Annotated in this window: 13 protein-coding genes; 9 read left to right on the plus strand and 4 right to left on the minus strand. The window is 67.9% G+C overall.

The genetic code is table 11. The annotated features are described in order from the left end of the window. Window positions 1-3: 3 nt before the first annotated feature. Window positions 4-759: a gamma-glutamyl-gamma-aminobutyrate hydrolase family protein gene (locus ACYVGY_RS13240; protein ID WP_460457972.1), complete on the minus strand. Its 756-nt coding sequence runs from the start codon at window positions 757-759 to the stop codon at window positions 4-6. A 127-nt stretch (window positions 760-886) separates the two neighbouring features. Here ACYVGY_RS13240 and ACYVGY_RS13245 point away from each other — a divergent pair, with 127 nt between their 5' ends. From ACYVGY_RS13245 to ACYVGY_RS13260, 4 genes are all read left to right on the plus strand, one after another. Beyond that, the gene (locus ACYVGY_RS13245) at window positions 887-2,254 is read left to right on the plus strand and encodes a glutamine synthetase family protein (protein WP_460457973.1); all 1,368 of its coding nucleotides are present in this window, start codon (window positions 887-889) and stop codon (window positions 2,252-2,254) included. Window position 2,255: 1 nt separating this feature from the next. Beyond that, entirely contained in the window at window positions 2,256-3,545 is a 1,290-nt protein-coding gene (locus ACYVGY_RS13250) for an NAD(P)/FAD-dependent oxidoreductase (RefSeq protein ID WP_460457974.1), read from the plus strand. A gap of 128 nt (window positions 3,546-3,673) precedes the next feature. Beyond that, entirely contained in the window at window positions 3,674-5,140 is a 1,467-nt protein-coding gene (locus ACYVGY_RS13255; protein WP_460458013.1) for a SulP family inorganic anion transporter, read from the plus strand. A 10-nt stretch (window positions 5,141-5,150) separates the two neighbouring features. Then, window positions 5,151-6,029, plus strand: coding sequence for a universal stress protein (locus ACYVGY_RS13260; RefSeq protein WP_460457975.1), 879 nt, complete (start codon window positions 5,151-5,153; stop codon window positions 6,027-6,029). 1 nt (window position 6,030) lies between these two features. On the opposite strand, the gene ACYVGY_RS13265 is transcribed toward ACYVGY_RS13260, so the two are convergent. Continuing rightward, window positions 6,031-7,296 (minus strand): ferredoxin reductase family protein, encoded by a 1,266-nt coding sequence (locus ACYVGY_RS13265; RefSeq protein ID WP_460457976.1) that lies wholly within the window; start codon window positions 7,294-7,296, stop codon window positions 6,031-6,033. A gap of 229 nt (window positions 7,297-7,525) precedes the next feature. Here ACYVGY_RS13265 and ACYVGY_RS13270 point away from each other — a divergent pair, with 229 nt between their 5' ends. After that, window positions 7,526-8,191, plus strand: coding sequence for a glycosyltransferase family 2 protein (locus ACYVGY_RS13270; protein ID WP_460457977.1), 666 nt, complete (start codon window positions 7,526-7,528; stop codon window positions 8,189-8,191). On the opposite strand, the gene ACYVGY_RS13275 is transcribed toward ACYVGY_RS13270, so the two are convergent. Beyond that, window positions 8,175-9,677 carry an aldehyde dehydrogenase gene (locus ACYVGY_RS13275; protein ID WP_460457978.1) on the minus strand — a complete coding sequence of 501 codons (1,503 nt, stop codon included), beginning with the start codon at window positions 9,675-9,677 and terminating at the stop codon, window positions 8,175-8,177. The two genes, ACYVGY_RS13270 and ACYVGY_RS13275, sit on opposite strands and share 17 nt — an antisense overlap. A gap of 83 nt (window positions 9,678-9,760) precedes the next feature. Further along, window positions 9,761-10,306: a cupin domain-containing protein gene (locus ACYVGY_RS13280; RefSeq protein ID WP_460457979.1), complete on the minus strand. Its 546-nt coding sequence runs from the start codon at window positions 10,304-10,306 to the stop codon at window positions 9,761-9,763. Window positions 10,307-10,419: 113 nt separating this feature from the next. On the opposite strand from ACYVGY_RS13280, the gene aptA reads away from it, so the two are divergent. From aptA to speB, 4 genes are all read left to right on the plus strand, one after another. Further along, window positions 10,420-11,790 (plus strand): omega-aminotransferase AptA, encoded by a 1,371-nt coding sequence (gene aptA, locus ACYVGY_RS13285; RefSeq protein WP_460458014.1) that lies wholly within the window; start codon window positions 10,420-10,422, stop codon window positions 11,788-11,790. A gap of 49 nt (window positions 11,791-11,839) precedes the next feature. Then, window positions 11,840-12,955 (plus strand): alanine dehydrogenase, encoded by a 1,116-nt coding sequence (gene ald, locus ACYVGY_RS13290; RefSeq protein ID WP_460457980.1) that lies wholly within the window; start codon window positions 11,840-11,842, stop codon window positions 12,953-12,955. 270 nt (window positions 12,956-13,225) lie between these two features. Then, complete coding sequence (locus tag ACYVGY_RS13295; RefSeq protein WP_460457981.1) at window positions 13,226-14,728, plus strand: CoA-acylating methylmalonate-semialdehyde dehydrogenase; 1,503 nt, start codon at window positions 13,226-13,228, stop codon at window positions 14,726-14,728. A gap of 91 nt (window positions 14,729-14,819) precedes the next feature. After that, window positions 14,820-15,794 carry an agmatinase gene (speB, locus tag ACYVGY_RS13300; protein ID WP_460457982.1) on the plus strand — a complete coding sequence of 325 codons (975 nt, stop codon included), beginning with the start codon at window positions 14,820-14,822 and terminating at the stop codon, window positions 15,792-15,794. The last annotated feature ends 80 nt before the right edge of the window (window positions 15,795-15,874 follow it).

Below are 15,874 nucleotides of genomic sequence, written 5' to 3' on the forward strand. Positions count from 1 at the left end.
GGGCTAGGCTCTTTGCTGGGCGCGTTCGCGGCAGGCATCCGCGAAGGCTTGGAAGATACCCAGATAGAAGGGATTCTCTGCAACCCTCCACTCCGGGTGCCACTGCACCGCGAGCAAGAAGGGCCCAGGATCGTCCAGGCGTACGGCCTCCACCAGGCCGTCCCGGGCGGTGGCTTCGACCACCAGTCCGCGCCCCAGCGTACGCAGGCCCTGGCCATGCAGCGAGTTGACCTGCACCTCGGGCCCGCCGGCGATGCGTTCAAGCAGTCCGCCGGGCGCCAGCGCGATCGGATGCGAGGGCGCGTACTGGACGCCCAGCGGTTCGTCCGGGTTCTCCCGGTGGTCGTCGAAGCCGGGCACGTCGTGCACCTTCTGGTACAAGCTGCCGCCCAGGGCCACGTTCACCTCCTGGCAGCCGCGGCACAGCGCCAGCACCGGCACCCGCATTTCGATGGCCAGCGGCACGATGCCCAGCGTGGTCGCGTCGCGCGCGGGGTCATGCACATTGCCGTCGTAGCTGGCCTCGTCGCCATAGTGGTGCGGTTCGATATTGCTGTGCGCCCCGGTCAGCACCAGTCCGTCGAGCCGGGACAGCAGCGCGCGCAGGTCCAGCGGGGGCTGCAGCGAGGGAATCACCAGCGGCAGGCAGCCAGCGCCGTCAACCACCGCACGGAGATACTTCTCGCCCACCGCCTGGAAGGGGTGGTGCCCGATCTGTTTTCGGTCCGAAGGCAGGCCGACCAGCGGGGGATGACGCATAGGGCGCCTCGCGAGGGGATGCCCGACCTTACTCCCGGCGTTTTATTTTATCAACGAGGGATGATTATTTTTTACACGCGGGGACGCAATGCTAGACTCCGCCGACCCCAGCGGATGCCCGTCGCCCATGACCTCGCCCCTCCTCCCGCCGGCCGACGCCGAGCGCCTTGCGCAGATGCCGGACTGCGAACAGATCGACCTGCTGCTGCCGGACATGAACGGCCTGCTGCGCGGCAAGCGGATCACCCGCGACGCGCTCGAGAAGGTCTACCGCGACGGGGTTTGCCTGCCGATGTCGCTGATCGCCACCGACATCACCGGCAATACGGTTGAAGAAACCGGCCTGGGCTATGACATCGGCGACGAAGACCGGCTTTGCCGGCCGGTGCCCGGCAGCCTGCGCCCGATCCCTTGGCAGCACCGCCCGATGGCGCAGCTTCTGCTGCAGATGGAAGACGGCCGCGGCGGCATGTTCGAGGCGCAGCCGCGCGAGGTGCTCAAGCGCGTACTGGCCCGCTTCACCGAACGCGGCCTGACCCCGGTGGTCGCGGTCGAGCTTGAGTTCTACCTGCTCGACGCCGAGCTGAGCCATGACGGCCGGCCCCAGACCTCAGTGAACCCGGGCACCGGCGAACGCAATGTCAGTACGCAGGTCTATTACATGCAGGACCTGGACGATTACCAGGGCTTCACCGACGCCGTCGCCGACGCCTGCCAGGCCCAGGGCATCCCGGCTGACACCGCGGTGGCCGAGTATGCGCCGGGCCAGTTCGAGATCAACCTCAAGCATCGCGCCGACGCGGTCGCCGCCTGCGACGACGCCCTGCTGCTGCGCCGCGTGATCAAGGCCACCGCGGCCGACCAGGGCATGATCGCCAGCTTCATGGCCAAGCCCTTCGTTGACCAGGCCGGCAGCGGCACCCACGTGCACATCAGCGTGCTCGACGCCACCGGCAAGAACATCTTCGCCTGCTCGCCCGAGCAGCCGGTCGACGCGCTGCGCCATGCCGTGGCCGGACTCCAGCGCGCCAGCGCTGACTGCATGCTGATGTTCGCGCCGCATGCCAACAGCTACCGCCGCTTCGTGCTCAATGCCTTCGTGCCGCTCAACGATGCCTGGGGCTTCAACAACCGCACCGTGGCCATGCGCATTCCGCACAGCGACCCGGACAATCTGCGCATCGAACATCGCATCGGTGGCGCCGACGCCAATCCCTATCTGGTCACCGCCGCGGTACTGGCCGGCATCCTGCAGGGCCTGGAGGACCAGGGCGACCCGGGCGCGCCGATCATCGGCAACGCCTACGCCCAGTCCGAGCCGCGGGAGCTGTTCTGGCACGACACGATCCGTGATTTCCAGGCCAGCGAGTTCGTCGCCCGCCACTTCGGGGTGCCGTTCCGGCACATCTACGGCCAGCAGAAGCTCAAGGAACTGCGCAGCTTCAGCCGTGAGGTGACCACGCTGGAATACGACTGGTACCTGCGGACGGTTTGAGATGACGCTGCGCTCGCCCGCCGCGCACCTCGACTCCTGGTACTCGCGCAGCGCCACGCCAGCGCCGCGGCATCCGCCGCTGCAGGGCCGCGAGACCGCCGACGTGGTCATCCTCGGCGCTGGCCTGACCGGTCTTTCCGCCGCGCTTGAATTGGCGCAGGCAGGCCTGAGCGTGATCGTGGTCGAGGCCCGGCGCGTCGGCTGGGGCGCCTCCGGGCGCAACGGCGGCCAGGTGATCTTCGGCTTCGGCTGCGACCAGTCCAAGATCGCGGCGATGGTGGGGCCGGAGATGTCGCGGCGGATGTTTGACTGGTCGCTCGAAGGCGTGCGCCTGGTGCGCGAGCGCATCGCCAGCCACGATATCGACGCGCACTGGCGCGACGGCCACGCCCACGTGGCGATCAAGCCGCGGCACATCACCGAGCTGAAGGCCTGGCAGCGCGACCTGACCGAGAACTACGGCTACGCCCTGCCTTGGTGGGACCGCGACCAGCTGCAGGCGCAGTTGCCCAGCCCGCGCTACCTGGGCGCACTGTTTGATCCCGCCTCCGGCCACCTGCATCCCTTGAACTACACGCTGGGCCTGGCGCGCGCGGCCGTGGCGGCGGGGGTGAGGATCTTCGAGGAGTCGCCGGTAGTTTCGCTCGCCCGCGGTCCGCGCCCGGTGCTGCGCACCGCGCAGGGCGAGGCGGAGGGCGGGTTCTGCGTGCTGGCGGGCAATGCCCTGGTGCACGGCATCGCGCCCGAACTCGACGACAAGATCATGCCGGTCGGCACCTACGTCGGCGCCACGAAGCCGCTGGGCGCCGAGCGTGCGCGGGACCTGATCCGCAACGACATGGCCGTGGCGGACATCAACTGGGCGCTCGACTACTTCCGGCTCAGCGCCGACCACCGTCTGCTGTTCGGCGGCCGCGCCAGCTATTCCACGCTGCCGCCGCCGAACCTGGCGGGCACCATGGCACGACGGATGGCGCGGGTGTTCCCGCAGCTGGCCGGGGTCGGGTTTGAAAGCGTCTGGGGTGGCCTGATCGACATCAGCCTCAACCGCGCCCCGCACTGGGGCCGGCTGGGCAACAACGTCTATTTCGCACAGGGCTTCAGCGGACACGGCGTCGCCGCCACCGGGCTGGCCGGTCGCATCGTCGCCGAAGCGATCCGCGGGCAGGCGGCCCGGCTCGACGCCTTTGCCGCTATCCCGCACCGCAATTTCCCGGGCGGCCGGGCCCTGCGTACCCCGTTGCTGGTCGCCGCGATGGCCTGGTTCAAGCTGCGCGACGCGCTCTGGTAAGCGTTCGGGGTGCGGGGCCAGACCCCGTCCGGTAAACTCCCGGCCCGCGTGCTGCCTCATGCAGTGACGCTTTTCCGCGCTGACGCCGCCCGGACCCTGGAATTACCGACTTGAATACGCTCTCCCGCATGGGCCAGGAATGGTTCGGCAACATCCGCGGCGATGTCCTCGCCGGCCTCGTGGTCGCCCTGGCGCTGATCCCGGAAGCCATCGCGTTCTCGATCATCGCCGGCGTGGACCCGAAGGTGGGCCTGTACGCCTCGTTCTGCATCGCGGTGGTGATCGCCTTCTTCGGTGGCCGTCCCGGCATGATCTCGGCGGCCACCGGCGCGATGGCGCTGGTGATGGTGGACCTGGTGAGGGACCACGGCCTGCAGTACCTGCTGGCCGCCACGCTGCTGACCGGCGTGTTCCAGATCATCGCCGGTGCCCTGAAGCTGGGCTCGCTGATGCGCTTCATCTCGCGCTCGGTGATCACCGGCTTCGTCAATGCGCTGGCAATCCTGATCTTCATGGCGCAGCTGCCGGAGCTGATCGGCGTGCCCTGGACGGTGTACGTGATGTGCGCGGCCGGGCTGGCGATCATTTACGGTTTCCCGCTGCTCACCCGGGCTATCCCCTCGCCCCTGGTGGCGATCGTGCTGCTCACCGTCGTCGCCATCTGGCTCAAGCTCGACATCCGCACCGTGGGCGACATGGGCGAACTGCCGGACAGCCTGCCGATCTTCCTGTTCCCGCAGATCCCGCTGACGCTGGAGACGCTTTGGATCATCCTGCCGGTGGCGGCCACGCTGGCCGTGGTGGGCCTGCTGGAGTCCTTGCTGACCGCGCAGATCGTCGACGACCTGACCGACACGCCCAGCAACAAGAACCGCGAATGCGCCGGCCAGGGCGTGGCCAACATCGCCTCCGGCCTGATCGGCGGCATGGCCGGCTGCGCGATGATCGGCCAGTCGGTGATCAACGTGAAGTCCGGTGGCCGCGGCCGCCTGTCCGCCTTCGTCGCCGGCACGGTGCTGTTGATGCTGGTGGTGTTCGGCAGCGAGTGGGTCAGCCAGATCCCGATGGCGGCGCTGGTGGCCGTGATGATCATGGTGTCGATTGGCACCTTCAGCTGGAGCTCGGTACGCGACCTGGCCAGCCATCCGCGCACGTCCAGCATCGTCATGATCGCCACCGTGCTGGTCACTGTATTCACCCACGACCTGGCCAAGGGCGTACTGACCGGCGTGCTGCTGTCGGCGCTGTTCTTCGCCCGCAAGGTCGGCCAGGTACTGCACATCGGCTCGGTGCCGGCGGACGACGGCAAGTCGCGCACCTACACGGTGACGGGCCAGGTCTTCTTCGCCTCGGCGGACGCGTTCGCGGCCGGCTTCGACTTCAAGGAAGTGCTGTCGCAGGTGGTGATTGATGTCTCGCACGCGCACTTCTGGGACCTCAGCGCGGTCGGCGCCCTGGACAAGGTCGTGCTCAAGTTCCGCCGCGAAGGCACCGTCGTCGAGATCATCGGTCTGAACGATGCCAGCGCCACCATCGTCGACCGCCTCGGCGTGCACGACAAACCCGACGCCGAACGCCTGATGGGCGGCCACTGAGGAACCCCGCATGACTAAGCCCCTGATCCATGCCGATGGCCATGTGCTGGCCGCGATCGACCCCTCGGTCTACGGCCGCAGCGTGGCCGAACTCGCCGCCTGGGCCGCCCTGCGCCTGTCGGCGCCGCTGGAGCTGCTGCACACCATCGAGCGCGGCGGCAAACCGCCTTTGGCCGACCTGAGCGGCAGCCTGTCGCTGGGCGGCCAGGAAAACCTGCTGGCGCAGCTCGCCGAGCTGGACGAACAGCGCGCCCGGCTGGCGCAAGAACATGGCGGCCTGCTGCTGGAACAGACCCGGGCCCACCTGGCGCAATCGCATGGCATCGAGGTCAAGGTCCGCCAGCGGCACGGCAGCCTGGCCGACAGCCTTCCCGAGCTCGAGCAGGACGTGCGCCTGTTCGTGCTGGGCAAACGCGGCGAACACGCCAACTTCGACACCGGCCGGCTCGGCGGCCAGCTCGAGCACGTGCTGCGTGCGGTGCATCGCCCGGTGCTGGTGGCTTCGCGCGCGTTCAAGGCGCCGCAGCGCTTCATGATCGCCTTCGACGGCGGCGCCACCACCCGCCGCTGCGTCGAGATGGTCTGCGCCAGCCCCTTGCTCAAGGGCCTGGCCTGCGACCTGCTGATGGTCGGCGAGGAAAGCCAGGCCGGCCTGCGCGAACACCTGGCCTGGGCCAAGGACCAACTTCAGACCGCCGGCTTCACGCCGAACGCCGGCATCGTGCCGGGGCATCCGGAAGCCGTCATCGCCCGCGAGGTCGGCGGCCGCGGCATCGACCTGCTGGTGATGGGCGCCTATGGCCACTCACGCATCCGCACCCTGATCCTGGGCAGCACCACCACCCAGGTCCTGCGCAGCTGCCCGATTCCGGTGCTGCTGCTGCGCTGATTCAGCGAAAGTCGAACTTCTCGAACTGAAGCTTTGAGGCCGGGATGTCGTGGCGTGACATTTCGGCCCGCACTTTCGCCAGCAGGCCTGCCGGCCCGCAGAAACTGACCGAGATGTTCGATGCACCGGCCTGACCCACCAGCCAGGCCAGTCGATCACGAAACTCCGCTGCCTCCGGCCCGCCGGACACCGACACCCAGTCCACGCCACGGGCCCGCGCCTGTGCGCCGAGCTCATCCACGCCTGGGAATTCGCGACCCGGCGTCTGGAAGTTGAACAGCGTGACGCGGTCCAGGCCCTGCGCCTCCGGGTCCTGCAGCCAGGCCATGAACGGCGACAATCCCACGCCACCCGCAACCCATACTTCGCAATCGGGCGAGGCCAAGCGACGGAAACGGCCGAACGGCGCGTAAACATCGGCATGCATGCCGGGCACCGCCTCTGCCACCAGCCGCTGGGTGTAGTCGCCGAGCGCACGGATCACGAACCGCAGCGGCTCGTCGGCGCCGCTCGCGCTGGCCAGGGTGAAGGGATGCGGTTCGCGCAGGCCCTCGTGATTGAGGCGAAGAAAGGCGAACTGCCCGCCCTCGAAGGCGATGCCGCGGCCCACCGGCACCAGCGCCAACTGCACCGAGGACGGCCCAGGTGTCACGGCGGTGATCCGATACTCGGCATGATTGGCGAAGAACGGATAGAGCAGCAGCTTCCAGGCCGCCCCGGACAGCCCGAGCGTGGCGCACAGCGCCAGCCACATGCCGACCGGCGACCACAGCGCGATGGGTGACTTGAAGCTCAGCCAGTGCAGCACGACGACCAGAAAGAGCGGGCCGGACAGTTTGTGCCACCAGCGCCAGACGCTGTAGGGAATCCGGCGGTTCAAAGCCAACAGTACGATCAGCCCGAGTGCCAGCAAGCTCAGCTGCCGCACCAGTCGCGTCCAGAACGGCGGCAGCGGCAGGATGGCCTCGACCTCCCAGCCCGGGGCACCGGCCTTGAACAGGAAATGCAGGGCCGCCAGCGCCAGCGCCCAGACGCCCAGCCACTTGTGCACCTCATAGACCCGGTCAAGGCCGCCGAACAGGTCTTCAACCCAGCCCCAGCGAGCACCCAGCGAGGCCGCGCAGGCCATCATCGCCAGTGCGGCTACGCCTGCGGACAGGCTCAATGCAGGCAGGGAAGCCCAGTCCGTCCTGGGGATTTCTGCAAGCACCCCGACGGCGCTGATGAGCGCAATCGCCGTTAGGAAGGGCACACTTCTGAGGCGCATAGCGATCTCCACTGCCTGGCAACCCCATCCTGAACCACGAAGTGCCGGCCGGTCTTGACCCGGGTCAAGGCTCGAGGTTGATCCAGGTCGCCTTCACCTCGGTGTATATCTCGCCGGCATCGTGCCGGGGCATCCGGAATCCGCAGCCTTCGCGCGCGGTCACAGGCCCTGCACGCGCGCTGGGCTGCAATATGGCGTGGATGCCGGAACGCCTTTTTTCTCGATCATCATGCCTACCTTCAACCGCGCAGGTCTGTTGGAGCGTGCGCTGGCGTCGGTATTGCAGCAGCACGATCCCGACTGGGAGCTGCTGGTCGCCGACGATGGTTCTGACGACGGCACGCCCGGCCTGCTGGCCCGGTGGCGGACGCGTGAACCGCGAGTGCGCAGCTGGCGTCATAACAATCGCGGCCAAGCGGCTTCACGCAACCGATTGATCGGGCTGGCGCGCGCGCCCTGGATCGCCTTCCTCGACAGCGACGACGAACTTGAGCCCCGCCACCTTGGCCGCCATCGCGCGGCCATTCGCGCCAACCCCAGCGTGGATGTCTGGCAGTCGCCGATGCGGGTGGTCGGCAGCCAGACGGTGCCTTGCGCCAATATCCCCGGGGCCGACATCCACCTCGACGACTGCATCGGCGTGGGCATGCTGGTGATCCGCCGGACAACGCTGGTCGCGGCCGGCGGCTTCCCCGACGTGTCCTATGCCGAGGAAACCGCGCTCATGCAGCGGCTGGTGGCCCAGGGTGCCCAGCGCGGCCATCTGCCGGACCGGAGCTACGTCTACCACCGCAGCCACGCCGAATCGCTGACGCGCGCAAAGGAACGCCTGCCGTTGCCGGAAGGCTACCTGCCGACCGCAGCGCGGATGGCTGAACTCATGGATCCAGGTTAATCCAGGTCGCCTTTACCTCGGTGTATTTGTCGAAGGCGTGCAGGGACTTGTCGCGGCCGTTGCCGCTCTGCTTGTAGCCGCCGAACGGCGCGGTCATGTCGCCGCCATCCCAGTAGTTCACCCACACGCTGCCGGCGCGCAGCTTGCGTGCCACGCGGTGGGCCCGGTTGAGGTCGGCCGTGAACAGCCCGGCGGCCAGGCCGTAGTCGCTGTCGTTGGCCATGCGCACTGCGTCTTCCTCGGTGTCGAAAGCGATCACGCTCAGCACCGGCCCGAAGATCTCCTCGCGCGCGATGCTGTGGCCGGCCTCGACGTCATCAAAGATGGTCGGGCCGATGTAGCAGCCACCCTCCACCGTCTGCAGGCGCTCGCCGCCGATGACCACGCGGGCACCTTCGGCCTTGCCCTTCTCAATGAAGCCCAGCACGCGCTCGGTCTGGGCCGGGTCCACCATCGCGCCCATCGGCGCGCCGGGTTCAAGCGGATGCCGCGGCTGCATCTTGCTGCCGAACTCCGCGACCTTGGCGACGAAGGCATCCTTGATGCCGCGCTCGACGAACAGGCGCGAGGCCGCGGTGCAGACTTCGCCCTGGTTGTAGAAGATGCCGCTGGCCGCGGCCTTGGCGGCGCGGTCGAGGTTGGGGGCATCGGCGAACACCAGGTTCGGGCTCTTGCCGCCGCATTCCATGTACGCACGCTTCATGTTCGAACTGCCGGCGCAAACCATCAGGTGCTTGCCGACCGCGGTCGACCCGGTAAACACCAGGCCGTCCACGTCCATGTGCATGGCCAGCGGCTCGCCGGCACCGCGGCCAAAGCCCGGCACCACGTTGAACACGCCGGCGGGAATACCCGCCTCGATCGCCAGCTCGGCGATGCGCAGCGCGCTCAACGGAGACTTCTCCGACGGCTTGAGGATCACCGAATTGCCCATCGCCAAGGCCGGCGCGATCTTCCAACAGGCCATCAGCAGCGGGAAATTCCAGGGCACGATGGCGCCGACCACGCCCAGCGGCTCGCGGGTGACCAGGCCCAGTTCGTCGTGCCCGGTGGGTGCCACTTCGCCGTAGACCTTGTCGATGGCTTCACCGGTCCAGGCCAGGCAGCGCACCGAGGCAGCCACGTCCACGTTCAGGGCGTCGGAGACCGGCTTGCCCATGTCCAGCGCATCGAGCAGGGCCAGCTCGTCGGCGTGCTGTTCGAGCAGCCGGGCGAAGCGCAGGATCACCTTCTTGCGCTGGGCCGGCCGCGCGTTCGACCAGCTGCCGGCGTCGAAGCTGCGGCGCGCTGCCTTGACGGCGCGATCGATGTCCTCCGAGCCGCATTCGGCGACGCGGGCCAGCACCCGGCCATCGATCGGGCTCGCGCAGTCGAAGGTCTTGCCGCTGGCGGCGTCCACGTACTGGCCGTCGATGAAGGCCTGGTGGCGCAGGCTGAGGCCGGAGGCAAGGTGCTCCCAGTCTTGGCGGGTTTTTGGCTTGGTCATGTCGGGGGTCCGGTGGCTGCGGGGCGAGGATCGGGGCTTTTCCCCTCTCCCCAACCCCTCTCCCGCAAGGGGAGAGGGGCTATTCAGAAAGTGGGTGGGGTGTTGGCGCTGACGAGGATGGCGGTGTCGGGGCCGATGTTGCGGAAGCGGTGTGGCTGGCGGCTTTCGAAATAATAGGCCTCGCCGGGGCCCAGCACGCGCACCTGGTCGCCAACGGTGACCTCGATGCGGCCCTGCACGATCACCCCGCCTTCCTCACCGTCATGGCTGAGCATCGACTCACCGGTGTCGCTGCCCGGCGGCATGACCTCGCGCAGGATGCACATTTGGCGATTGGCACGGTGTTGACCGACCAGGAAGTAGTGAATTTCGTTGTTGCCGACGTCTGGCTGCTCGTCGGCCGGATAGAACGGACTATCGCCGCCCTCGGTCAGATCGAGGGTGAAGAAATCGGCCAGCGAGATCGGAATACCGTCCAGCACCTTCTTCATGGAGCTGATCGAAGGACTGACCTTGTTCTGCTCGATCAGGGAAATGGTGCTGTTGGTAACGCCCACGCGCTTGGCCAGCTCGCGCTGGCTCAGTCCTTTGCTTTTGCGCACCGCCTGCAGCCGGATACCGATATCCAATGTTTTCACCCCCGGATGTTGCGGAATATTTAACACTTGGCCCTTTCCGGGTCAATTAGACCGCATGTTTTCACCTCGTTGTAAATTTTATTCAACGCGGTAAGCTGCGCGACATCCCTCCTCGGAAGCCCGCCATGTCCCCTGTCGACGACCTTGCCCACCAGGCCACCGCCGCGCCCGACCACACCGACGCGTTCTGGATGCCGTTCACGGCCAATCGCCAGTTCAAGAAGACGCCGCGCCTGCTGGCCAGCGCCGAGGGCATGTACTACCGCACCACCGACGGCCGCGAGATCCTGGATGGCACCGGCGGCCTGTGGTGCTGCAATGCCGGCCACGCCCGGCCCCGGATCGTGAAGGCGATCCAGGAGCAGGCGGCGACGCTCGATTTCGCGCCCACCTTCCAGATGGGCCATCCCCTGCCCTTCGTGCTGGCCGAGCGCCTGAAGGCGATCGCACCCGAGGGACTGGACCATGTGTTCTTCACCAACTCGGGTTCGGAGTCGGTGGATACCGCGCTCAAGATCGCGCTTGCCTACCAACGCGCCCGCGGCGAGGGCCAGCGAACCCGCCTGATCGGTCGCGAGAAGGGCTACCACGGCGTCGGCTTCGGCGGCATCGCCGTGGGCGGCATGGTCAACAACCGTAAGTTCTTCGGGCCGATGCTGCCCGGCGTGGACCACCTGCGGCATACGCTCGACATCGCCCGCAACGGCTTCAACCGCGGCCTGCCGCAGCACGGCATCGAGCTGGCCGAGGACCTCGAGCGGCTGGTGCAGCTGCATGACGCCAGCACGATCGCCGCCGTCATCGTCGAGCCCATTTCCGGCAGCGCCGGCGTGGTACTGCCGCCCGATGGCTACCTCAAGCGCCTGCGCGAGATCTGCGACAAGCACGGCATCCTGCTCATATTCGACGAAGTGATCACCGGCTTTGGCCGGGTCGGCAAGGCCTTCGCGGCCGAGCGCTTCGGCGTCACCCCGGACCTGATCACCACCGCCAAGGGACTGACCAACGGAACGGTGCCGATGGGCGCGGTGTTCGCTTCGGGCCGGATTTACGACGCTTTCATGCACGGCCCGGAGGGTGCGATCGAGCTCTTCCATGGCTACACCTACTCCGGCCACCCGCTGGCCTGCGCCGCCGCCCTGGCGACTCTGGACACCTACCAGGAGGAAGGCCTGTTCGAGAAGGCCATCACGCTGGGCAGCTATTGGCAGGATGCGATCCACGCGCTCAAGGGCCTGCCGAACGTCATTGATATCCGCAATTTCGGCCTGATCGGTGCGGTCGAGCTGGCGTCACGCCCCGACGCCCCCGGCGCCCGCGGCTACGACGCCTTCCAGCGCGCCTTCCACGAGCAGAACCTGATGGTGCGCTGCACCGGCGACGTGCTGGCTCTGTCGCCGCCCCTGATCCTGGAAAAAGAGCATATCGACCTGATTTTCGACCGTTTGGCCGCTACCATACGCGCCACCGCCTGACCGGGCGGACGACCCCACAAGAACAGATCTGCCCCGGGAGGGCTGCTTCATGCTTATCGGCGTCCCCAAGGAAATCAAAAACCACGAGTACCGCATCGGCCTGACTCCGGCCGGCGCCCGCGAACTCGTCGCCCACGGCCACCAGGTGATCGTGCAGCGCGATGGCGGCAAGTCCATCGGCCTGACCGACGACCTGTACGAGAAGGCCGGCGCGCAGATCGTCGACAGCGCCGAGGAAATCTTCAAGCGCGCCGACATGATCATCAAGGTCAAGGAGCCCCAGCCGGCGGAGTGCGCCATGCTGCGCCCCGGCCAGATCCTCTACACCTACCTGCACCTGGCACCCGATCCCGAGCAGACCAAGGCCCTGGTGAAGTCCGGCGCCACCTGCATCGCGTACGAGACCGTCACCGACCGCAAGGGGGGCCTGCCGCTGCTGGCGCCGATGTCGGAAGTAGCCGGCCGCATGTCCATCCAGGCCGGCGCGCACGCGCTGGAGAAAGCCCAGGGCGGTTCAGGCGTGCTGATGGGCGGCGTGCCGGGCGTGAAGCCGGCCCAGGTGCTGGTGCTCGGCGGCGGCGTGGTCGGTATCAATGCCGCGCGCATGGCCATGGGCATGAATGCCCGCGTCACCATCCTGGATCGCTCGCTGGATCGCCTGAAGTATCTCGACGAACTTTACGGCGACCGCATCACGACGCTCTATTCCACCATTGATGCGATCGAAGAGCTGCTGCCGCAGGCCGACCTGGTCATCGGCGCGGTGCTGATTCCGGGCGCTGCGGCGCCCAAGCTGGTCACGCGCAAGCAGCTGGGCCTGATGAAGCCGGGCTCGGTGCTGGTGGACGTCGCCATCGACCAGGGCGGCTGCTTCGAGACCTCCAAGGCCACCACCCACCAGGACCCGACCTACGAAGTGGACGGCATCATCCACTACTGCGTCGCGAACATGCCCGGTGGCGTCGCCCGCACGTCCACCTTCGCGCTGACCAATGCCACCCTGCCCTACGCGCTGAAGCTGGCGAACAAGGGTGCGGCGGCGATGCTGGACGACGAGCACCTGCTCAACGGACTGAATGTGCACGCCGGCAAGGTGACCTACGAGGCGGTGGCCAAGGACCTGGGCTACGAGTACGTGCCGGCAGCGGTGGCATTGAAGGGCTGAGGCAAGGAACGCCCCCTCTCCCCGGCCCTCTCCCACGAGGGGAGAGGGAGCGAAGCGGGCGCTAGTGGTTGCCAGACGCGAGCCCCTCTCCCGCAAGGGAAGAGGGAGCGAAGCGGACACAAATGGTTGCGAGACGCGAGCCCCTCTCCCGCAAGGGGGGAGGGAGCGAAGCGGACACAAATGGTTGCGAGACGCGAGCCCCTCTCCCCTTGTGGGAGAGGGGTTGGGGAGAGGGGAACAATCTTGCCAAGGTCCCAGCAGAGGTCACCCATGCCCCACCGCCAGATCCCGCACTTCATCCAAGGCCAGCTCCGCGCCGGCGAAAGCACGCGCCAGGGTGAGGTCTTCAACCCCGCCACCGGCCAGGTCCAGGCCCACGTCGCGCTGGCCTCGCCCGCCGACGTCGACACCGCTGTGTCGGCTGCGCAAGCCGCTTTCCCCGCCTGGGCCGCCACCACGCCGCTCAATCGGGCCCGCGTGCTTTTCAAGTTCAAGGAGCTGCTCGAGGCCCATGCCGACGAGATCGCGGCCTGCATCACCTCCGAGCACGGCAAGGTGCTGGCCGACGCCCGCGGCGAATTGACCCGCGGCCTGGAAGTGGTGGAGTTCGCCTGCGGCGCGCCGCATCTGCTCAAGGGCGAGCACTCGATGAACGTCGGCCGCGAGGTCGATTCCTGGACCGAGTACGCGCCGCTGGGCGTGGTGGCCGGCATCACCCCGTTCAACTTCCCATGCATGGTGCCGATGTGGATGTTCCCGGTGGCCCTGGCCTGCGGCAACACCTTCGTGCTCAAGCCTTCGGAACGCGATCCGGGCACGCCGATGATCCTGGCGCGCCTGCTCAAGGAAGCCGGGCTGCCCGATGGCGTGTTCAACGTGGTGCATGGCGACAAGGGCGCCGTTGACGCCCTGCTCGACGACCCGCGCGTGCAGGCAGTCAGCTTCGTCGGCTCCACGCCGGTAGCCGAATACATCTATTCCCGCGGCAGCGCCAACGGCAAGCGCGTGCAGGCCCTGGGCGGCGCCAAGAACCATATGGTGGTGCTGCCCGACGCCGACCTCGATGGCGCTGCGAACGCGCTGCTTGGCGCCGGCTATGGTTCAGCCGGCGAACGCTGCATGGCGATTTCGGTTGCGGTCTGCGTCGGAGATGCTACCGCCGACGCGCTGGTAGCGCGGCTCCGGCCGATGGTCGAATCGCTCAAGATCGGCCCGGGCGACCGGGGCGAACCGGACATGGGGCCGCTGGTGACCGCGGCCCATCGCGACAAGGTGCGCGACTATATTGACGTCGGCGTGGCCGAAGGCGCGACCCTGGTCGTGGATGGTCGCCAGCGCGCGGTGGCTGACGCCCCGGATGGTTTCTTCCTCGGCGGTTGCCTGTTCGACCACGTGTCGCCGACGATGCGCATCTACCGCGAGGAGATCTTCGGGCCGGTGCTATGCGTGGTGCGCGCGTCTGACTTCGAGGCCGCGCTGGCCCTGGTCAACGCCCATGAATACGGCAACGGTACCGCCATCTTCACCCGCGACGGCGATGCCGCGCGGCAGTTCTCGCACCGCGTCCAGGCCGGCATGGTCGGCATCAACGTGCCGATTCCGGTGCCGATGGCCTTCCATAGTTTCGGCGGCTGGAAGCGCTCACTGTTCGGGCCGCTGCACGTGCACGGGCCCGACGGCGTGCGTTTCTACACGCGACTCAAGACCGTCACCGCCCGCTGGCCCACCGGCGTGCGCGCGCAGGCCGAGTTCACCATGCCCACGATGAAGTAGGCGCCGCCGCCACGACCTACCGGTGACCCTCGTCCCGGCAATGCCTCGCGGCAGGAACGACGAGTGGACTGACCTCCGCCAGGAGCATTCCATGTCAAACCCCGATACGCCGATCATCCCCGCCGGCACCGACCTTGCCTTCACCCGCACCACGCCCTACGGCAGCCAGGCCGAACCGACCTACTCGGGCGCGCTGAGCTTCCTGCGCCGCCGCTACACCAAGGACCTGGCGGGCGTGGACGTGGCGGTCGTGGGCGTGCCCTTCGACCTCGCCACCACCAACCGCCCAGGCACGCGCCTGGGGCCGCGCGCCATCCGCGCGGCATCGGCATCCTTGGCCTGGTGCCCGCCCTACGCCTGGAACTTCGATCCGCTCGAGCGCCTGAACGTGGTGGACTGGGGCGACGTCTACTTCGACTCCGGGCGCCCGCATGAAGCGCCCGATGCGATCACGGCCGCCTACGCCGGAATACTGGCCCACGGCGTGGTACCGCTGACGCTCGGCGGCGACCACTTCGTCAGCTTCCCGGTGTTGCGCGCCCTGCACGCCGTGCACGGTCCGATGGCGCTGGTGCATTTCGATGCGCACAGCGACACCTGGCGCGACACCGAGGGCCGCATTGACCACGGCACCATGTTCTTCCACGCCGCGCGCTTGGGCTACGTAGACCCGGCGCGCTCGATCCAGCTGGGCATGCGCACGTACAACGCCGAGACCCACGGGTTCCGCGTGCTGGACGCGCGCGAACTACATGCCCAGGGCGTGGACGCCGCCATCGCCGCCATCCGCGAACGCGTGGGCGACATGAAGTGCTACGTCACCTTCGACGTCGATTTCCTGGACCCGTCCTTCGCGCCGGGGACCGGCACACCCGTGGTCGGCGGCTTCAGCACGCACCAGGCGCTGCAGCTGGTGCGCGGCCTGGCCGGCCTGAATATCGTGGGCATGGACGTCGTGGAAGTCAGCCCGCCCTACGACAGCAGCGAGATCACGGCGCTGGCCGGGGCTTCGGTGGCGCAGGAACTGCTGGCGGCGCTGGCGAGCACGCGCCCCGCGCGGCGTTGAGGCGGAACTCCTACCCCCCACCGCGACGATGCGCTGACGACCGCGGGACGCCGCCTGCCTAACCTGAGTCCAGCCCGTGC

Source organism: Arenimonas alkanexedens, assembly GCF_054781355.1.

What these genes read in the sequence shown, in the direction of transcription:
- ACYVGY_RS13245 (WP_460457973.1), top strand. Translation starts at nt 887, where the DNA reads ATGACCTCGCCCCTCCTCCCGCCGGCCGACGCCGAGCGCCTTGCGCAG.
- ACYVGY_RS13240 (WP_460457972.1), bottom strand. Translation starts at nt 759, where the DNA reads ATGCGTCATCCCCCGCTGGTCGGCCTGCCTTCGGACCGAAAACAGATC.
- ACYVGY_RS13250 (WP_460457974.1), top strand. Translation starts at nt 2,256, where the DNA reads ATGACGCTGCGCTCGCCCGCCGCGCACCTCGACTCCTGGTACTCGCGC.
- speB (WP_460457982.1), top strand. Translation starts at nt 14,820, where the DNA reads ATGTCAAACCCCGATACGCCGATCATCCCCGCCGGCACCGACCTTGCC.
- ACYVGY_RS13265 (WP_460457976.1), bottom strand. Translation starts at nt 7,296, where the DNA reads ATGCGCCTCAGAAGTGTGCCCTTCCTAACGGCGATTGCGCTCATCAGC.
- ACYVGY_RS13295 (WP_460457981.1), top strand. Translation starts at nt 13,226, where the DNA reads ATGCCCCACCGCCAGATCCCGCACTTCATCCAAGGCCAGCTCCGCGCC.
- ACYVGY_RS13260 (WP_460457975.1), top strand. Translation starts at nt 5,151, where the DNA reads ATGACTAAGCCCCTGATCCATGCCGATGGCCATGTGCTGGCCGCGATC.
- ald (WP_460457980.1), top strand. Translation starts at nt 11,840, where the DNA reads ATGCTTATCGGCGTCCCCAAGGAAATCAAAAACCACGAGTACCGCATC.
- ACYVGY_RS13270 (WP_460457977.1), top strand. Translation starts at nt 7,526, where the DNA reads ATGCCTACCTTCAACCGCGCAGGTCTGTTGGAGCGTGCGCTGGCGTCG.
- ACYVGY_RS13255 (WP_460458013.1), top strand. Translation starts at nt 3,674, where the DNA reads ATGGGCCAGGAATGGTTCGGCAACATCCGCGGCGATGTCCTCGCCGGC.
- ACYVGY_RS13275 (WP_460457978.1), bottom strand. Translation starts at nt 9,677, where the DNA reads ATGACCAAGCCAAAAACCCGCCAAGACTGGGAGCACCTTGCCTCCGGC.